Annotated in this window: 15 protein-coding genes; 11 read left to right on the top strand and 4 right to left on the bottom strand. The window is 32.1% G+C overall.

Annotation, left to right across the window (positions count from 1 at the left end):
• The 3 genes from B4I81_RS00810 to accD all read left to right on the top strand — a co-directional run.
• Positions 1 to 2,345 (top strand): BamA/TamA family outer membrane protein (locus B4I81_RS00810; RefSeq protein WP_291106409.1); only part of this gene is annotated, 2,345 nt, incomplete at its 5' end.
• Between the two features lie 46 nt (positions 2,346 to 2,391).
• The gene (fbaA, locus tag B4I81_RS00805) at positions 2,392 to 3,459 is read left to right on the top strand and encodes a class II fructose-bisphosphate aldolase (protein WP_291106407.1); all 1,068 of its coding nucleotides are present in this window, start codon (positions 2,392 to 2,394) and stop codon (positions 3,457 to 3,459) included.
• Positions 3,460 to 3,569: 110 nt separating this feature from the next.
• Complete coding sequence (gene accD / locus B4I81_RS00800) at positions 3,570 to 4,424, top strand: acetyl-CoA carboxylase, carboxyltransferase subunit beta (protein ID WP_291106405.1); 855 nt, start codon at positions 3,570 to 3,572, stop codon at positions 4,422 to 4,424.
• A 58-nt stretch (positions 4,425 to 4,482) separates the two neighbouring features.
• On the opposite strand, the gene B4I81_RS00795 is transcribed toward accD, so the two are convergent.
• From B4I81_RS00795 to B4I81_RS00785, 3 genes are all read right to left on the bottom strand, one after another.
• Positions 4,483 to 6,693, bottom strand: coding sequence for a TonB-dependent receptor plug domain-containing protein (locus B4I81_RS00795; protein WP_291106403.1), 2,211 nt, complete (start codon positions 6,691 to 6,693; stop codon positions 4,483 to 4,485).
• Positions 6,694 to 6,769: 76 nt separating this feature from the next.
• A complete protein-coding gene (locus B4I81_RS00790; RefSeq protein WP_291106401.1) occupies positions 6,770 to 7,306 on the bottom strand; it encodes a hypothetical protein in 537 nt (178 codons plus the stop codon).
• Positions 7,307 to 7,338: 32 nt separating this feature from the next.
• Positions 7,339 to 8,589, bottom strand: coding sequence for an ABC transporter permease (locus B4I81_RS00785; RefSeq protein WP_291106399.1), 1,251 nt, complete (start codon positions 8,587 to 8,589; stop codon positions 7,339 to 7,341).
• A gap of 305 nt (positions 8,590 to 8,894) precedes the next feature.
• Here B4I81_RS00785 and B4I81_RS00780 point away from each other — a divergent pair, with 305 nt between their 5' ends.
• The 8 genes from B4I81_RS00780 to rodA all read left to right on the top strand — a co-directional run bounded on the left by B4I81_RS00780 (position 8,895) and on the right by rodA (position 17,118).
• Complete coding sequence (locus tag B4I81_RS00780; RefSeq protein ID WP_291106397.1) at positions 8,895 to 9,062, top strand: hypothetical protein; 168 nt, start codon at positions 8,895 to 8,897, stop codon at positions 9,060 to 9,062.
• Between the two features lie 69 nt (positions 9,063 to 9,131).
• Positions 9,132 to 9,680 (top strand): REP-associated tyrosine transposase, encoded by a 549-nt coding sequence (locus B4I81_RS00775; RefSeq protein WP_291106395.1) that lies wholly within the window; start codon positions 9,132 to 9,134, stop codon positions 9,678 to 9,680.
• A gap of 207 nt (positions 9,681 to 9,887) precedes the next feature.
• On the top strand, positions 9,888 to 11,420 hold the full coding sequence (gene purH, locus B4I81_RS00770; RefSeq protein WP_291106393.1) for a bifunctional phosphoribosylaminoimidazolecarboxamide formyltransferase/IMP cyclohydrolase: 1,533 nt from the start codon (positions 9,888 to 9,890) through the stop codon (positions 11,418 to 11,420).
• A 143-nt stretch (positions 11,421 to 11,563) separates the two neighbouring features.
• Complete coding sequence (locus B4I81_RS00765) at positions 11,564 to 12,592, top strand: rod shape-determining protein (protein WP_291106391.1); 1,029 nt, start codon at positions 11,564 to 11,566, stop codon at positions 12,590 to 12,592.
• A 10-nt stretch (positions 12,593 to 12,602) separates the two neighbouring features.
• Positions 12,603 to 13,433, top strand: a complete 831-nt coding sequence (mreC, locus tag B4I81_RS00760; RefSeq protein ID WP_291106389.1) for a rod shape-determining protein MreC — start codon at positions 12,603 to 12,605, stop codon at positions 13,431 to 13,433.
• Positions 13,434 to 13,655: 222 nt separating this feature from the next.
• Positions 13,656 to 13,937 (top strand): hypothetical protein, encoded by a 282-nt coding sequence (locus tag B4I81_RS11805; protein WP_349678558.1) that lies wholly within the window; start codon positions 13,656 to 13,658, stop codon positions 13,935 to 13,937.
• Positions 13,934 to 15,862: a penicillin-binding protein 2 gene (gene mrdA, locus B4I81_RS00750; RefSeq protein ID WP_291106385.1), complete on the top strand. Its 1,929-nt coding sequence runs from the start codon at positions 13,934 to 13,936 to the stop codon at positions 15,860 to 15,862. The genes B4I81_RS11805 and mrdA overlap by 4 nt, the downstream gene beginning before the upstream one ends.
• The gene (gene rodA, locus B4I81_RS00745) at positions 15,862 to 17,118 is read left to right on the top strand and encodes a rod shape-determining protein RodA (RefSeq protein ID WP_291106383.1); all 1,257 of its coding nucleotides are present in this window, start codon (positions 15,862 to 15,864) and stop codon (positions 17,116 to 17,118) included. The genes mrdA and rodA overlap by 1 nt, the downstream gene beginning before the upstream one ends.
• Positions 17,119 to 17,186: 68 nt before the next feature.
• Here the strand turns inward: rodA and B4I81_RS00740 are convergent.
• Positions 17,187 to 18,766, bottom strand: a 1,580-nt coding sequence (locus B4I81_RS00740) for a carboxy terminal-processing peptidase (protein ID WP_291106381.1), incomplete at its 5' end; no start/stop codon positions are given.

Raw genomic sequence — 18,766 nt, 5'->3', positions numbered from 1 at the left:
TAACTCTTTATAATATTGCAAAACCTAATCCAGATTCGTCATATCAAGCTTGGCTAAATAAAAAACCAAATCGTATAAAAAGACTTAATCGTTTCTTATCTGCAAAACAAGTGGAACGTTTAGGGAAATCTTTTTTTGTAAGTGGATTGTCAAAATTTATAAAAGAAACAGGGGAAGCACCTGTAATTATTGATGAAAAAAAGGCGCAACGTTCAAAAGATCGATTAAGTGGATTTTATTACAACAACGGTTTTATCAGAAATAAAGTAACGCTTTCCATCGATTCAATTGATAAGAAAAAAGGAAAGATATCTTACAAAGTAAACACAGGTAAGCCTTATTTTATTGACTCCATTTCTAAATTTATAGAAACCCCTATAGTAGATAGTTTATACGCATTAGAAGCTAAAAAATCTTTCATAAAAAAGGGAGAACAATATAATTTTTCAAACTTCGATAATGAAAGAAAAAGAATTACCCAATATCTAAGAAATAATGGTGTTTATCATTTTCAAGAAAGCAACATAAAATATGATGCTATTATTGATGATTCAATACAGAAAATAAAAGTAAACTTAAAAATTGAAGACCGATTAGTAAAAAAAGGAGACACGCTAATAAAAAAACCTTTTGGTGTTTACAAAATAACTCAAGTTAATATATTTACAAACAATACTTCAAAAAAAGAACGAAATCAATTTAATGATAGTGTAACCTATAGAAATTTCAATATTTACAGTGCTGGTAAATTAAAATACAAACCCAAGGCAATAACAAATGCCATTTTTATTGAAAAAGGAAAACTATTTAGTGATAATGACCGAACATTAACTTCAAAATCACTAAGTAATCTAAAAGTATTTAATTATCCCAATATCGAATACATTGAGGATCCGGCTGATAGCACAAATAGTTCACTCATAGCAAACATTTATTTAATGAGTAAACCTAAATATGTTTGGCAACCCTCTATAGATGTTACTACTTCAGACATTCAACAATTTGGAATTAGTGGAAGAATGGCTTTCACTTGGCGAAATCTTTTTAAAAGAGCAGAAACTTTCGAATTGTCTACTAAAGGAAACATTGGATCTTCAAGAGATTTGGCTAATCCAAATAACGTGTTTTTTAACATCTCAGAATATGGTTTAGAAGGAAAGTTGAGTTTCCCCAGAATTGTATTTCCATTAAATACTCGTAAGATTATAAAAAAAGAAATGCTTCCCACTACTACTGCAACGATTGGTTTAACCAGTCAAAGAAATATTGGGCTAGACAAAGAAAACTTAACTGGAGTTTTTTATTACAATTGGGCACCAAAGCAAGGAAATACAATACGTTTTGATTTATTAAACATTCAATTCATCAAGAATTTAAATCCTGAAAATTATTTTAATGTATACACATCATCATACAACACCTTAAATAATTTGGCTCAGCTTTACAATGTAGACCCAGATTACTTGGATGATAATAATAATCTAACTACACAAGGAGCTGTTGATTTTATTAATGATGTTGAAAACGGGGTAATAACATTTCCCTCAGATGATAACAACTATAAAATTATAAGAAGTATTGGAGAAAGAAGACTTCGTTTAATTGAAAACAATTTGATTGTTTCTTCTAGTATAACTTTTTTCAAAAACACTAAAGCCAATTTGCTTGATAATAATTTTTACTCTATTAGAACGAAAATAGAATCGGCTGGTAATTTGCTTTCATTATTTGCCAACACAAAAAACGAACCCTTAAGTGCTAATGGAAACAAAACAATGTTTGGAATTGAATATTCACAATACATAAAAGGTGAAGTAGACTTCATTAAACATTGGGATTTTGGCAAGAAAAACACCCTAGCCATGAGAGCATTTGCTGGCTTAGCAGTCCCATATGGAAACGGGCAATCGATTCCATTTTCCAGAAGTTATTTTTCTGGTGGATCTAATGACAATAGAGGTTGGCAAGCTTATAGTTTAGGCCCAGGTCGTAGTGGTGGAATAAATGACTTCAATGAAGCTAACCTAAAATTAGCCTACAGTTTAGAATATCGTTTTAGAGTGGGAGGAAATTTTTATAGTGCTTTTTTTACAGATATTGGAAACATCTGGAATATTTTTGACAATGTAACAAATAAAGAATACACCTTTAATGGTTTAAATTCATTAGAAGACTTGGCTGTAGGAACTGGGATAGGTTTTAGATATGATTTTGACTTCTTTGTTTTCAGACTAGACTTAGGTTACAAAGCTTATGACCCTAGTAGAGAAATAGGAGAACGATGGCTGAAAGGAATCAACTTTGGCAAAACAGTGCTAAATTTTGGAATTAATTATCCGTTCTAATTTTTTAAATTATTATTTTTGCATAACTATAACAAAACATACAACTATGAGTCACACTATTAAACCGGGTGTTGCTACCGGAGATCAAGTTCAAGAAATCTTTAACTATGCCAAACAAAAAGGGTTTGCATTACCTGCTGTTAATGTTGTAGGTTCTAGTACAATTAATGGTGTTTTAGAAACAGCCGCTAAATTAAATGCACCTGTCATCATCCAATTTTCTAATGGTGGTGCACAATTTAACGCTGGAAAAGGATTATCAAATGAAAACCAAAAATCGGCTATTTTAGGTGCGGTTGCTGGTGCAAAACATATACACACTTTAGCAGAAGCTTATGGCGCTACAGTTATTTTACATACAGACCACTGTGCAAAAATTCTTTTACCGTGGATTGATGGTTTATTAGATGCATCTGAAAAACATTTTACTGAAACTGGAAAACCATTATTCAGTTCTCACATGATTGATTTATCAGAAGAACCTATTGAAGAAAACTTAGAAATTTCTAAAAAATATTTAGAAAGAATGAGTAAAATGGGTATGACTTTAGAAATCGAATTAGGAATCACAGGTGGTGAAGAAGATGGTGTTGACAATTCAGATGTGGATAGTTCAAAATTATACACACAACCTGATGAAGTTGCTTATGCTTATGAGGAATTAATGAAAGTAAGCCCAAGATTTACTATTGCTGCTTCTTTTGGAAATGTTCATGGCGTTTACAAACCAGGAAATGTAAAATTAACTCCTAAAATCCTTAAAAATTCACAAGAATACGTTCAAAATAAATTCAACACCGGAAACAACCCAGTTGATTTTGTTTTCCACGGAGGTTCTGGTTCTACTTTAGAAGAAATTAGAGAAGCTATTTCTTACGGAGTAATCAAAATGAATATTGATACTGATTTACAATTTGCTTTCACAGAAGGAATTCGCGATTACATGACATCTAAAATTGATTATTTAAGAACACAAATCGGAAGTCCAGAAGGAGCAGATAGTCCAAATAAAAAACATTACGACCCAAGAAAATGGGTTCGTGAAGGAGAAGTTACGTTCAACAAACGTTTAGAACAAGCTTTTGCCGATTTAAATAACGTGAACACTTTATAAGTACAAGGTACAAAGTACAAAGTACGAAGTTTAAAATTTTATTATTAATTGAAATTAGATAAAGTTAAGGCCTTCCTTCCAACTTCTAACTTCTAACTTCTAACTTAATTATGGCTTGGTTTAAAAGAAAAGAAAAAGGAATTACAACTCCTACAGAAGCTAAAAAAGACGTACCAAAAGGGTTATGGTATAAATCTCCTACAGGAAAAATCGTTGATCAAGACGAATTAGCGAGAAACTTATGGGTGAGTCCAGAGGATGATTATCATGTACGAATTGGTAGTAAAGAATATTTTGAAATTTTATTTGACAATAACGAGTTCAAAGAACTAGATGCAAATTTAACTTCAAAAGACCCATTAAAATTTGAAGACACTAAAAAATACAGCGATCGTTTAAAAGATGTTATGGATAAAACCAAACTTAAAGACGCTATTCGTACAGGTGTTGGAAAATCAAAAGGAAAAGACTTAGTAGTTTCTTGTATGGACTTTGCTTTCATTGGTGGTTCTATGGGAGCAGTCGTAGGTGAAAAAATTGCTAGAGCAATTGATTATTCTATCAAACACAAAATTCCATTTGTTTTGATTTCTAAATCAGGTGGAGCTCGTATGATGGAGGCTGCTTTTTCATTGATGCAGTTAGCTAAAACCTCAGCAAAATTAGCGCAATTAGCTGAAGAAAGAATTCCTTACATTTCGTTATGTACAGATCCAACAACTGGAGGAACTACTGCTTCTTATGCAATGCTTGGAGATATCAATATTGGTGAACCAGGAGCATTAATTGGTTTCGCTGGACCTCGTGTTGTAAAAGATACTACAGGTAAAGATTTACCAGAAGGTTTTCAAACATCAGAATTCTTATTAGAGCATGGTTTCTTAGATTTCATTGCTCACAGAAAAGATTTGAAAAACAAAATTAATTTATACTTAGATTTGATTCAAAATCAACCTGTAAGATAAAAACAAAAAATCCCGATAGCTTTCAAAACTATCGGGATTTTATTTTTACTTCCTTTTCTTAGAAAGTATATTTTATTCCACCATAAATATTTCTACCCGGAGCGTTAATTCCAGATGCAAAAACTCTGTATTGTGTATCTAAAATATTTTCAACACCTGCAAAAAGAGTTCCTCCATTTAACACCTGAAAACCTGCTTTAAAATTATAAGTTTCCCAAGCTGGCATTCCATTTGCTGGTGCATATTGCGCATTATCCTCACCACTTGTAGAATAATCGCTGATATCTTTTTTGCCATTATACAACATATAACCTTCTAAATTAAGTTTGTTGTAAGTATATGATAATCCAACTTTTCCAAAATAAGGTGCAATATGATCTAATGGTCTTTGAGATCCTTCTTCTACTACTCTACCCAGTGTGTAATTGAAATTAGCACTAAACAATAAATCAGATATAATGTAAGCACTAACATTTGTAGAAAATCCAGTTACAAAAGCCTTTCCTTTATTTTGATTGGCTTTTACTTGAGCGTCAAACCCATTATAATTTACAATACTTTGTCCGTTATATGTAAAATCATCCGTTACAATGGCATCATATAATCGGGTATAAAAGTAAGTACTTTCTAATTTTATTTTTTTAGAATCCGATTGAACTACAATTCCTAAATCTCCTGTAATTGTTTTTTCAGGTTTTAAATCTTCATTAGGAACAATTAAAGTCCCTAGAGAACTTAATGAACCTGGTACCGATTCGAAAACTTTAGCTAAATCATCAATATTTGGTGCTCTAAATCCAGTAGCTACATTCGCTTTTAAAGCAAAGTTTTTTGAAGTATTATGCGTAATTCCTAATGTACCACTATACGTAAAATTACCTTGAGAAATTCCATCAAATGGTAATGCAAAGACTGAATTATCAGTTATTGTACTTTTTAATGAAGTATACCCTGCTCTTGCTCCTACATTCCAAAATGTTTTTTCCGACATCTTTTCGTTATAAGAAATATAGAAATCATTACGCATCATATTGTTATCTCCATTTGGATAACGTGTATTAATGTTAGTTACAACCCCCGTATTGATATTATTAGCATAAGCCGTTGATTTTAAAGTTTCATAATACGACTCAAAACCATAAAACAATTCTCCTTTAGTGAATTTCTTATCCAAATCTAACGACACCGAAAACAGATCTACATTCTCTTCATTGTGTTGTAAGTTGTAGTTATTAAATCTCCTATTATGACGACTCTCTTTTACATTCTGATAAGCAACATTTACTTTTAAATCACTATTTAAAAATGCTTTCTCTTTTTGCAACGAATAAATAGCTAACAATCTTTCTTGAGGTCCATAATACCATTCAGCAAATTTTAATCCAGAACTTGTTTTTTCTGTTAATCTATCATAACGATTGATATCTGATGTTGTTGAATACTGTACATTCAAACCATGTAAATATCCTGAATTTGTCTTATAGGCAAATTTCTGCATGAAATTATACTGCTTATAAGCCGAACCTACTTGCGTATATTTATCACTATTAACATTCAATTGATCTACACCATTAACTGTAGAAACATAATTAGGTCTTTCCCCAAAATAATCTCCGTTATGATTTTTCTTTTTTCCCATTTTTAAATCACCAAAATCATTGAAGGAGAAAAAAGTCAACGAAGCAAAATTTGCAGTAGCATAATTAAGATGAAAAGCAACCGATTTTTCTTCGTTTACACTTCCATATCTTGTATTAATTCCACCTGAAAACTTTTTACTAGTTTCGTTTAAAAACTTAGCACTTTTCGTTGTCATTGCAACGGTTCCGCCTAATGCATCACTTCCAAATAATGTAGATGACGGCCCATAGAAAACCCCAACATTTTCCAACATGTTTTCATCTACTGTAATTACGTTTTGTAAGTGACCCGATCTAAAAATAAGATTGTTCATTCTTACTCCGTCAACGGTTAGCAAAACTCTACTTGCCTCAAAACCTCTAATTACTGGACTTCCTCCACCCTGTTGTGATTTTTGCACAAACAATGCACCAGAATTAGAAAGCATTTCAGCCGTACTTTGAAAGTTTTGAAAATCAATTTGCTTGGCTGTAATTACCTCAACCTGATTGGGTAATTGTGTGTATTTTTTAGGAACTTTATTTGAAATTACCACCTCACTCAATTCAGTAGCCGTGGTATCTTGTGCCGTTTGTGAAAACCCTAAAAAAGGCAATAACAGAACAGCATAAAAAATATTTTTTTTCATTTTTATGGATTATTTATTCTTATTTAAATATGTAAATATGGGATTACTTTTCAAAAGCATCCCTATTAATAAAAAATTAAGAATAAATATTAGGCGGTGGAGAATCTACAATTAAAGACTTTGATTGATAAAACCCAGCATACAAATTAACTTTGATTGGACGGTTTTTATCTATAAAAGGGTACCATGAAAAAACAGGTTGAAAATAAATCGATTTGTAAAATTTATAAAGTAAATCGTGCTGCTCTTTGGATTTTGAATCGTGCTGATAAACGCCAGCCAAAAGATCATCTAATTGTCTGTTTAATTTTGTTTCTTTGAAATCCCACCAGCACCAGTACTGAACAGAATCTTTCGAAATCACTTTATCAACAATATCATACATTTGATTATTGAATTCAAACTCTTTCGAATGTTTCCATTTCAATTTAGATGTCGTTTCCGATTTTGAAAATTTTAAAAGGACCAATTCACTTTTGTCTATGCCAGCAATCATTTTCCATTTTACCTCTTTTTTAACAGCACGCTTTCTTTGCTGTAACCAAGTGTAAGTTACAACAGCAGGTGCTATTAACATAAATAGCAGAAATAAACTAATGATTTGCTTTTTCAATTTGGGAAATTAATTTCCAAATATAGTAAAAATTACATTCCGCTTCTGATTGCTTCAACAGGGTCTAATTTTGAGGCTGAAATTGCAGGAATAATCCCAGAAATTAATCCAATTAATGCTGCTAATCCAGAACCTAATAACATATTGGCTGCACTCAAGACAAATTCAAAATCAAGAGCTGCTGAAAGTCCGATGGCAATAATCCAAACTAAAAACATTCCTACAATTCCGCCAATTAATGAAAGAATTACCGCTTCAAACAAGAATTGAAACAAAATGAATTTATTTTTAGCCCCAAGAGCTTTTTGAATTCCGATTAAGTTGGTACGTTCTTTTACCGATACGAACATGATGTTGGCAATTCCAAAACCTCCTACCAAAAGCGAAAAGGCACTGATAATCCAACCAATCATATTCATTTGACCTACGATATTATCAATAAAATCGGTAAAACCTGACAATACATTAAGGAAGAAATTATCAATTTCACCTGTTTTTACACCTCTAAAACTTCTTAATTTTTGCGCCAATTCCGCTTTAAATTCAGCTATATCAATTCCTTTCTCGGGTTTTATTAAAATAGCTGGCGTTAACATATCACTATCATCTCCATACATTTTTCTTAAGAAATTTACTGGAAAAAACACAGCAATATCACTACTGTCGCCAAACATGCCTTGACCTTGCTTTTTTAACACACCAATTACAGTAAATTTTTGACCGTAAAGACGCACTTTTTTTCCTATAGGATCGCTATTTTCAAACAACCCAGTAGCTACTTCGCTTCCTATTACAATAACTGGGCTACCCGAGTTGGATTCGGATTCATTGAACAAACGTCCTTTGTCGATTTTAACAGGTTCGATATCAAAAAACTCAGAAGTTGAAGGTTTTACACGAATCGAATTCACCGTTTTAGAATCGTATTTTATGCTTTCATTTCTTGTAAATAAATTGAATGACATCTTATCAATTCCGTTTACATTTCTTCTCAAATGCTCATATTCTTCATACGTTACATCTGGAAATTGCTCACGCTTCCATCTTGGCACTTCAGAAGGTCCGAATGAAAAACGGATTAGATAAATCGTATTCATATCCATATCACTCAAATCTTCCTTGATTTTTTTATCCATAGAATCTACCGCAGCCAACACCGCAATAATGGAAAAAATACCAATGGTAACGCCTAACAACGACAAAAGCGTACGCAATTTATTGTTGCGCAACGCATTGATGGCAAAACTGAAACTTTCTGAAAGTAATCGTAAATATAAAAGCATAATACTGAGCTATAACTATAAGTAGAGCAATGAGTGAAAATGTTACAGTTGGAGGGAATTTATTTATATTTGAAGAAAAAAACAATGCTAAATGAAAATCTAATTTTAAGCATTTTATTTGGGCTAGCCTCATTTCTTTACTACCGAATTCATAAATGGTGGTTATCGGGTCGTGATGAGAATCCAATATTTTTTAAATTTGGCACAAAGGTTAGTGTAATTCAAAATTGGATTATCATAATTTTTTTAGCAATAACTTCTTTTGGATTTTTGATAAAATCAATAATATAATTAGTCTATATAAAATGGCATTTCAAGAAATTAATAATTATTTAGCTCCTACAGGACTGATAATAATCGGATTAATAATAAAATTTTCTAAAAACAAAGAGTTTTTTGGAGCTTTTAAAAATTTTTGGCTTTTTTTCGTTATAATAGGAGTTACACTGCTTTTTCTTAAACTATTCAAATAAAAACTTACAGAATACCCACGCTAGCGCGAGCGTCACGCTCGTGCCCACAAAGAAATTAAAAACAATCCTATGAGCAGAAAATACAAATTTGCAGAAAAAAACGGAGCCTATTTTGTTTCGTTTGCCACTGTATATTGGATAGATGTTTTTACTAGAATTGATTATTTTGAGACTATAATCGAATCTTTGGATTATTGCAGAAAAAATAAAGGAATGGAAATTTATGGGTATTGCATTATGCCTAGTCATATTCATTTAATTTTTCGTTCTTCCCTAGGTGACCCATCAGGATTAATGAGAGATTTTAAAGGTTTTACATCTAGAAAAATGCTAAAAATAATTGCAGAAAATCCTCAAGAAAGCAGAAAAGAATGGTTGCTTTGGATGTTTGAAAAAGCGGGTAAGAAAAATAGTAATGTTGAAAAAAGTCAATTTTGGCAACAAAATAACCAACCTATTGAAATTTGGTCTTTAAAAGTATTTGAACAAAAATTAAATTACATTCATAATAATCCTGTAGAAACTGGGTTTGTTACCGACCCAATTGATTGGAAATATAGCAGTGCCAGAAATTACGGAAATAATGACCAAACAGTTTTAGAAATCGACTTGAATTAGATTGTGGGCACGAGCGTGACGCTCGCGCTAGCAACATTGAGTTTAAACTTAAACCTCAATAAAAATATAAAACAATAAAGTTTGACTATTTTAAGAAGTATAACTACTTTTGCACCACGAACCCGAGGCGAGCCGAACTGTATGGAGCGTAGCGGAATAAAACAACAACATTTATCTGAGACTATTCAGATACAACAACACAACACCATGAACACAACAAAAAAAATTGCTTCGGCATTGATTTCTGTATTTGACAAAAACGGTTTAGAACCTATTGTTAAAGCGCTTCACCAAAACAATGTAACCATTTATTCTACCGGCGGAACTGAAACTTTCATCAAAGATTTAGGCATTCCTGTTGTCGCTGTAGAAGATATTACAGCTTTCCCTGAAATTTTAGGTGGAAGAGTAAAAACCTTACATCCAAAAATCTTCGGTGGTATTTTAAACCGTCAAGACCATGCTGGTGATGTGGAGCAAATGAAAGAATTCAACATTCCGCAAATCGATTTAGTGATTGTGGATTTGTATCCGTTTGAAAAAACCGTTGCTTCTGGCGCTAGCGAACAAGATATTATCGAAAAAATCGACATCGGTGGCATTTCGTTAATCAGAGCAGCAGCTAAAAATTTCAAAGACACGGTAATTGTTCCTTCTGTTGAACAATATGCACCATTTTTAAGTTTCTACACCGAAAATAACGGTGCTACAACATTAGAAAACAGAAAATTATTAGCTTCAAGAGCTTTTAATGTTTCTTCACATTATGATTCGGCGATTTTTAACTACTTCAATCAAGTTTTTGAAGAGCCTGTTTTAAAAATCAGCGAGCAAAACGGAAATGTATTACGTTATGGTGAAAATCCTCACCAAAAAGGATTTTTCTATGGCGATTTCGATAAAATGTTTACCAAAGTTCACGGAAAAGAATTGTCGTACAACAATTTACTAGACGTTGATGCGGCTGTGAATTTAATGAACGAATTCAAAAACGACAATCCAACTTTTGCGATTTTAAAACACAATAACGCTTGCGGTTTAGCAACCAGAAACACCATGAAAGAAGCATATTTAGATGCTTTAGCAGGTGACCCAACTTCTGCCTTCGGAGGTGTTTTAATTGCGAATGGAAAAATTGATGTGGCTACGGCGAATGAAATTAACCAATTGTTCTGCGAAGTGGTAATTGCTCCGTCTTATGACCAAGAAGCAATTGATATTTTAGAAGAAAAGAAAAACAGAATCATCTTAATCCAAAACGAAGTAGCTTTACCAGAAACGACTGTTCGTACATGCTTAAACGGAGTTTTAGTTCAGGATAAAGACAACGTAACGGATTCTAAAGACCATTTAAAAACGGTTACAAATGTTGCTCCAACAGCAGAAGAAATAGAAGATTTATTATTTGCTTCAAAAATTTGTAAACACACCAAATCGAACACGATTGTATTTGCAAAAAATAAACAATTGTGTGCTTCTGGAACTGGACAAACTTCAAGAGTAGATGCTTTACGTCATGCCATTGAAAAAGCAACTTCCTTTGAATTCGATTTAACTGGAGCGGTTATGGCAAGTGACGCTTTCTTCCCTTTCCCAGACTGTGTAGAAATCGCAAACAAAGCTGGAATTACAGCAGTGATTCAACCAGGAGGTTCGATTAAAGATGAATTAAGTATCAATTATTGCAATGATAATAGCATGGCAATGGTTTTCACAGGAATCCGTCATTTTAAACACTAAAGTTTAACTTAAAAATCATATTTCACAAGCGCATTAAAAAAAATATTTTAATGCGCTTTTTATTTGCATTTATTCCAGATTATTTTTATAATTTTGCGAGTTGAATACAATTATACAAAAAACACTAAACCCTTCTCAAACCTATGGGATTTTTTGATTTCATGACCGAGGATATCGCAATCGACCTTGGTACCGCAAATACTCTAATCATTCACAACGACAAAGTTGTAATTGACAGTCCGTCTATCGTTGCTAGAGACCGAATTACTGGCAAAATCATTGCTGTAGGTAAGGAAGCCAACATGATGCAAGGTAAAACGCATGAAAACATTAAGACCATTCGTCCTTTGAAAGATGGGGTTATTGCTGATTTTGATGCATCAGAACAAATGATAAAATTATTTATCAAGAGTATTCCTGCGTTAAAAAAGAAATTATTTACACCAGCACTTCGCATGGTAATTTGTATCCCCTCTGGAATTACAGAAGTGGAGATGCGTGCGGTAAAAGAATCTGCTGAGCGTGTAAATGGTAAAGAAGTATATTTGATTCATGAACCTATGGCAGCAGCAATTGGTATCGGTTTAGATATTATGCAACCAAAAGGGAATATGATTGTAGATATTGGAGGTGGTACAACAGAAATTGCAGTTATTGCTCTTGGCGGAATTGTTTGTGATAAATCGGTTAAAATTGCCGGAGACGTTTTTACGAATGATATTGTGTACTACATGAGAACGCAACACAATTTATTTGTTGGTGAAACTACTGCTGAAAAAGTAAAAATTCAAATTGGAGCAGCAACAGAAGATTTAGATAGTGCTCCAGAAGATATGTCAGTTCAAGGAAGAGACTTATTAACGGGAAAACCTAAACAAGTTGATGTATCGTACCGTGAAATTGCAAAAGCATTAGATAAATCTATTCAACGTATTGAAGACGCTGTAATGGAAACATTATCGCAAACACCACCAGAATTAGCTGCAGATATTTACAACACAGGTATCTATTTAGCAGGTGGAGGTTCAATGTTAAGAGGATTAGACAAACGAATATCATCAAAAACAGATTTACCGGTTTATATTGCCGAAGACCCATTAAGAGCCGTAGTTAGAGGAACGGGAATGGCGCTTAAAAACATAAACAAATACAAAGGAATTCTGATCAAATAAAAGATAGTTCATGCAGCAAATAATTAATTTTATCATAAAAAACAGCCATCGATTGCTGTTTTTGCTGCTTTTGGGCATCTCATTTTCTTTGGTAATAAAATCGCATTCGTATCACCGTAGCGAATACGTAAATTCGGCTAATGCGGTTACTGGTGCTTACTACGAAAAAGTAAATGAAGTAAACGAATACTTTAGTTTAAAACAAAAAAACAAAGATTTAGCTACCGAAAACGCTTTATTAAAACAATTACTTTTTAATAAAAAAGATACGATTTTAACTTCTAAAACACTATTTAGAAACGACTTAAACAATTACAATGTGGTAGTTTCTAAAGTGGTAAAAAATTCTTTTAATACCAGAGAAAATTACATCACCATAAATTCGGGAACAAATTCAGGAATTGAAGTAGATATGGGAGTTGTAAACGATAGAGGTGTTATTGGAATTATTGAAAAAACCTCAGCAAATTTTTCTACCATTCAAAGTGTATTGAACACAAAGTCTAAAATTAATGCTAAGATTAAAAACTCAAATCATTTTGGGTCTTTAATTTGGGACGGAACCAATGCTGGTTTTGCACAATTAATAGATGTACCTAGATTAGCCTCTCTAAAACATGGCGACTCAATTGTAACAGGAGGAAATTCAGACATCTTCCCAGAAAATATTCCAATTGGAAAAATTGATAAAATATTTATTGACAAGAAAACCAATTACTATACGATTAATATTCGATTATTTAATGACATGACGGCTTTGGGCTATGTTTATGTTATTGAAAATAAAAGAAAAAAAGAAAAAAGACAACTAGAAACAATAACAACAGCACCAAAAAAATAAGTGAACAATAGCGTTTTAAATACCATCCGATTTGTAGTTTTTTTACTCTTACAAATTTTAATATTCAACAATATTAATTTGTTAGGGTATTTGAATCCTTATCCCTACGTTCTATTTATTTTGTTATATCCAGTTAATAGCAACAAAAGCATTTTGCTTTTGACAAGTTTTGCTATGGGTATTTTTTTGGATATGTTTTGCAATTCAGGAGGAATTCACACAATGGCTTCGTTAATTTTGGCTTACATTAGACCATCATTATTCAAATTTGCTTTTGGATTAAGTTACGAATATCAGACTGTAAAAATCGCAGATAAAATTTCTCCAGAGCGAATCACATTACTTTTATTGGCCATCTTTGTTCATCATTTTATTTTATTCTTTTTTGAATATTTTCGATTTGATTTAATTTTCACTATTTTGACACGTACACTTTTTGGCACACTATTTACGTTTACTATTTGTTTACTAATCATTTATATTATTAAGCCAAATAAGCGATGAGAAAAACATTATTACCTGCCGTAATCATTGTTACATCAATTATTCTGATTGCTCGAATTTTTTACCTTCAGGTAATTGATGAAACTTTAAAACTGAAATCCGAAAACAATGCCATAAAAAAAGTATTTGATTTCCCGGAACGAGGCTATATCTATGATAGAAATGGTAAGTTATTAGTTGCTAATCAGCCATCATACGATATTATGGTGGTACCTAGAGAAATTAAAGATATTGATACAACTGAATTTTGTTCACTATTACATATAACAAAAGCTGAATTTATAAAAAAAATAGAAAAGGCTAGAGTTTATAGTCCAATGTTACCTTCGGTTTTCTTGTCTCAATTGAACAAAGCAGAATACGCTGCATTTCAAGAAAAAGAGCGAAAATTTGAAGGATTTTACACCCAAAAGCGTTCTCTTCGTGACTATCAAGTTAATTTTGGCGCTAATATTTTTGGATTTATCAGGCAAGTAGACGAATCTATTTTAAAGAAAAACAAATACTACAATAGTGGCGATTTAATAGGAAAACAAGGGGTTGAACAACAATACGAAGAAGCATTAAGGGGCATAAAAGGAGTTAAATATTTACTTCGTGATAAACACAATAAAATTATTGGCCCTTATAAAAATGGAGAATTTGACACCATTGCACAACAAGGAAAAGATTTGACCTTAACTATTGATTACGAGCTTCAAAAATACGGAACCGAGTTAATGGTTAATAAAAGAGGTGGAATTGTTGCTATTGAACCTAAAACAGGTGAAATTTTAGCTTTAGTTTCTGCTCCAACCTACGACCCTGCTTTGCTTGTGGGAAGACAACGCTCCAAAAATTATACTGCTTTATATAATGATTCCATTGCTAAACCTCTTTATGATAGAGGACTTCAGGCAGCATATCCTCCAGGATCTCCGTTTAAAATAATTACGGGATTAATTGGATTACAAGAAGAAGTTATTGATGAGCAAAGTACTTTTTACTGCAATCACGGTGCAAATTTTGGAAGATTCATGGGTTGCCACTGCGGATTACACACTTTACAGTTAAATAATGGTATTTACAAATCGTGTAATAGTTATTTTGGAAACACATACAAAAGAACCATTGAAAAATATAAAGATTCGTATTATAGTGTAGACAACTGGGCAAACCATGTGAAAAGTTTTGGTTTAGGTCAATTTTTAGGAACCGATATGCCAATCGGAAGTAAAGGATTAGTTCCTTCTTCTAAAATGTACAAAAAATGGTATAACGGCGCAAAAATTAGAAGTTCTTATATAATTTCCAATGCAATCGGACAAGGTGAAGTTTTAACCTCTCCAATTCAACTTGCTAACATGATGGCTACAGTTGCTAACAGAGGTTATTATTTTACACCTCATATTGTTAAAAATATCAAAGACCAAAAACTCGACAAAAAGTTTGTAACCAAACACTATACCACTATCGACAAACAATATTATGAACCTGTAATACAAGGATTAGAAGACGTATATAATTATGGAACCGCTGCAGGATTTAGAGTAGAGGGAATGAAAATTTGTGGTAAGACAGGAACAGCAGAAAACAAAATTAGAGTTGCTGGTAAGACTTATCAATTAAAAGACCACTCAATTTTTGTGGCTTTTGCACCAAGAGATAATCCTAAAATTGCTTTAGCAGTCTTTATTGAAAATTCAGGTTATGGTGCCACATGGGCTGGTCCAATTGCCACATTAATGTTAGAAAAATACATTAATGGAACGATTTCAAGAAAAGATTTAGAAACAAGAATGTTAAATGGAAGTCTTGAAGCAGAATATCAAAAAATAGAAAATATCATTTTTCAAAGAAGAACAGAACCAACAAAAGTTCGAGATTCAATAGAAAAAACAAATATAGAAATTGGAGAAGCCAAAAAAGAAGAAGAGCAAGCTTAATGAAAAATCAAAGTGTAGGAAATAGAATAGACTATATAACTGTATTACTTTACATTGTATTGGTAATTATGGGCTGGATGACTATTTATTCAGCTTCATTGCCTTTAGAGGAAACATCAATATTTGATATCACTCAAATTTATGGACGTCAAATGCTTTTCATTGGACTTACCATTCCTTTGATTTTTATAATTCTATTTACTGATGCCAAAATTTTTGAACGACTATCATTTGTGTTTTATGGAATTGGTATAATTCTTTTGTTAGGATTATTTGCATTTGGAGTAACCAAAAAAGGACAAACCAATTGGTATCAATTTGGCGGATTTGGGTTTCAGCCTTCTGAATTTGTAAAAACCGCTACTGCCTTATTACTTGCAAAATACTTAAGCTATTCTCAAATTAACTTAAAATATACGAAACATCAAATAGTTGGGTTAGCAATCATTGGACTTCCAGTACTATTAATTTTGATGCAACCCGATGCAGGAAGTGCAATGATTTTCATTTCACTTATTTTTGTTTTAAACAGAGAAGGATTACCTAGTTGGTATTTTTTTTCAGGCATTATTGCCATCGCATTATTCTTTTTAGCATTAGTAATCCAGCCTGTGTACTTAATTGCAGTTATTTTTATAATAATGATTATTCATTATATTTTTAATAGGAGTATTTCTAGAAATCCTATAGTTTATGGATTGTTATTTTTAGTAATGGCTGGATATGCATTCTCAGTTAGTTATGTTTATGACAGGGTTTTAGAGCCTCATCAAAAAGATCGAATTAATGTGCTAATTGGTGATGATGTAGACATTAAAAATGAAGGATATAACCTTAATCAATCAATGATTGCAATTGGTTCTGGAGGCCTAATAGGAAAAGGATATTTAGAAGGAACTCAAACAAAAGGAGGATTTGTTCCCGAACAACATACCGACTATATTTTTACAACCGTAGGAGAAGAATGGGGTTTTGCAGGAAGCACGATTGTAATTCTTTTATTTGTTTCATTATTTTTAAGAATAATCTATTTAGCTGAAAACCAGAAAACAAAATTTAGTAGAGTATATGGCTATTGTGTTGCCTCTTATTTATTTACTCACTTCTTTGTAAATATAGCCATGTTGATAAAGTTATTCCCAACAATTGGTGTACCTCTTCCTTTTTTCTCTTATGGAGGTTCGAGTTTATGGGCATTTACAATTTTACTTTTTATCTTTATTAAGCTTGATGCAAATAAAGTTAATGAATGGTAATTTAGAAACTAATTTTAAGGTTTTCTATATATATAATAAAAGCCCCAATTGGGGCTTTTATTTATTAATTAATTCATACTTAACTTTTGGTAAAAACCTTTTCCTTTAGTTAAAGTTTTCATATCTGATATAACATTTAATGTCTCTTCAAGATAAATATCTTTTTGCAGCTCTTCATGCCAACGTTCCCTTTTTTGTTTTAATAAGGTATCTTTTTCAAACAAGGCAACCTCATCAGGCAATGAATAAAACACATATTGATTTTTATAATCTGATATCTGCTTAAATTTTTTAATTTTAACATCCGTAACTTCTAATTCATGCTTAAAATCAATCAAATTTAAACTAAAATCATTTTCATCTTTACGTTCAAAAATCCATTTAGCGTTCTCATTAATTAAATTAAATGTAGGATTAGATGCAATTCTCTTCCTGCTATTTGCAATTACATTATCATAATTAACACTTAATGGTTGGTATTTTGCAGGTTCAATTTTATCCCATGGTAAGGCACTTTCTTCATCACGTTCACCCATATCTAAATATGAAAAACGATCAGGAAACACAATATCACTTTTTACTCCTTCTCGTTGTGTAGAACCTCCATTAATTCTGTAAAACTTCTGAATAGTTGTTTTCAAAGCTCCTAGATCTCCGTATGAATTACCTCTTATAAACTGATTTAAATCAATTACATTTTGAACTGTACCTTTTCCGTAAGAATGCTTACTTCCCACAACAATACCTCTTTTATAATCTTGAATTGCTGCAGCAAAAATTTCAGATGCTGAAGCAGAAAAATTATTAATCATAACCACTAACGGACCATCATATTGAACTCTTGAATCTTTGTCAGGTAAAACTTCTGGATTTCTTCCAGGGGCTTTTACTTGAACAATAGGGCCTTCTGGAATAAATAAGCCAACCATTTTAACTACGGTTTCCAACGAACCTCCTCCATTATCGCGTAAATCCATGATAAGTCCTTCTATATTTTGGGCTTTTAATTTTTCAATCTCAGCAGCAACATCTTTGAAAGCATCACGGTTTTCTTTATTTTCAAAACTAATATAAAACTTAGGCAAGTAAATAACACCATATTTTTTACCTCCCTTTTCTACTATACTTGATTTTGCAAATGTTTCTTCTGTTTCAACTTCATCTCGAATTATTGAAATAACTTTGATAGTGCCATCAACTTTTTTAACCGTTAAACGAACTTCAGTACCCTTTGGCCCTTTGATTTTTTTTACCACATCATCTAAACGCATACCAGCTATATCCAATGGTTCTTCTTTACCTTGACCTACTTTTAATATTAAATCTCCTGCTTCTAATTCTTTTCCTCTCCAAGCCGGACCTCCAGAAATCAATTCTGAAACCTCAACTGCATCATTTTTCTTTTGTAAGCGAGCGCCAATTCCTTGAAAAGTCCCGCTCATACTTACATCAAATTTCTCTTTATCATCTGGAGAAAAATAAAAAGTATGAGGGTCAAAGCGCTCTACTATTGAATTTAAAAAAATAGCAAACCAATCATCTCTATCTAACTCCTTCTCTACAAAATCAAAATACTCATTCAATGATTTTAATGAATTTTCACGAACTTCTTTCTCTAAAGTTTCAAATGATTTTAATTCATATTTAG

It is taken from the genome of Flavobacterium sp. UBA6195 (assembly GCF_002422095.1).
GTDB lineage: Bacteria > Bacteroidota > Bacteroidia > Flavobacteriales > Flavobacteriaceae > Flavobacterium.
Note: the sequence above shows the minus strand (reverse complement) of the source record. Positions and strands in the feature narration are given on the sequence as shown.

What these genes read in the sequence shown, in the direction of transcription:
- mreC (WP_291106389.1), top strand. Translation starts at nt 12,603, where the DNA reads ATGCAGCAAATAATTAATTTTATCATAAAAAACAGCCATCGATTGCTG.
- B4I81_RS00780 (WP_291106397.1), top strand. Translation starts at nt 8,895, where the DNA reads ATGGCATTTCAAGAAATTAATAATTATTTAGCTCCTACAGGACTGATA.
- B4I81_RS00785 (WP_291106399.1), bottom strand. Translation starts at nt 8,589, where the DNA reads ATGCTTTTATATTTACGATTACTTTCAGAAAGTTTCAGTTTTGCCATC.
- B4I81_RS00765 (WP_291106391.1), top strand. Translation starts at nt 11,564, where the DNA reads ATGGGATTTTTTGATTTCATGACCGAGGATATCGCAATCGACCTTGGT.
- mrdA (WP_291106385.1), top strand. Translation starts at nt 13,934, where the DNA reads ATGAGAAAAACATTATTACCTGCCGTAATCATTGTTACATCAATTATT.
- B4I81_RS00775 (WP_291106395.1), top strand. Translation starts at nt 9,132, where the DNA reads ATGAGCAGAAAATACAAATTTGCAGAAAAAAACGGAGCCTATTTTGTT.
- B4I81_RS11805 (WP_349678558.1), top strand. Translation starts at nt 13,656, where the DNA reads ATGGCTTCGTTAATTTTGGCTTACATTAGACCATCATTATTCAAATTT.
- accD (WP_291106405.1), top strand. Translation starts at nt 3,570, where the DNA reads ATGGCTTGGTTTAAAAGAAAAGAAAAAGGAATTACAACTCCTACAGAA.
- purH (WP_291106393.1), top strand. Translation starts at nt 9,888, where the DNA reads ATGAACACAACAAAAAAAATTGCTTCGGCATTGATTTCTGTATTTGAC.
- B4I81_RS00795 (WP_291106403.1), bottom strand. Translation starts at nt 6,693, where the DNA reads ATGAAAAAAAATATTTTTTATGCTGTTCTGTTATTGCCTTTTTTAGGG.
- rodA (WP_291106383.1), top strand. Translation starts at nt 15,862, where the DNA reads ATGAAAAATCAAAGTGTAGGAAATAGAATAGACTATATAACTGTATTA.
- fbaA (WP_291106407.1), top strand. Translation starts at nt 2,392, where the DNA reads ATGAGTCACACTATTAAACCGGGTGTTGCTACCGGAGATCAAGTTCAA.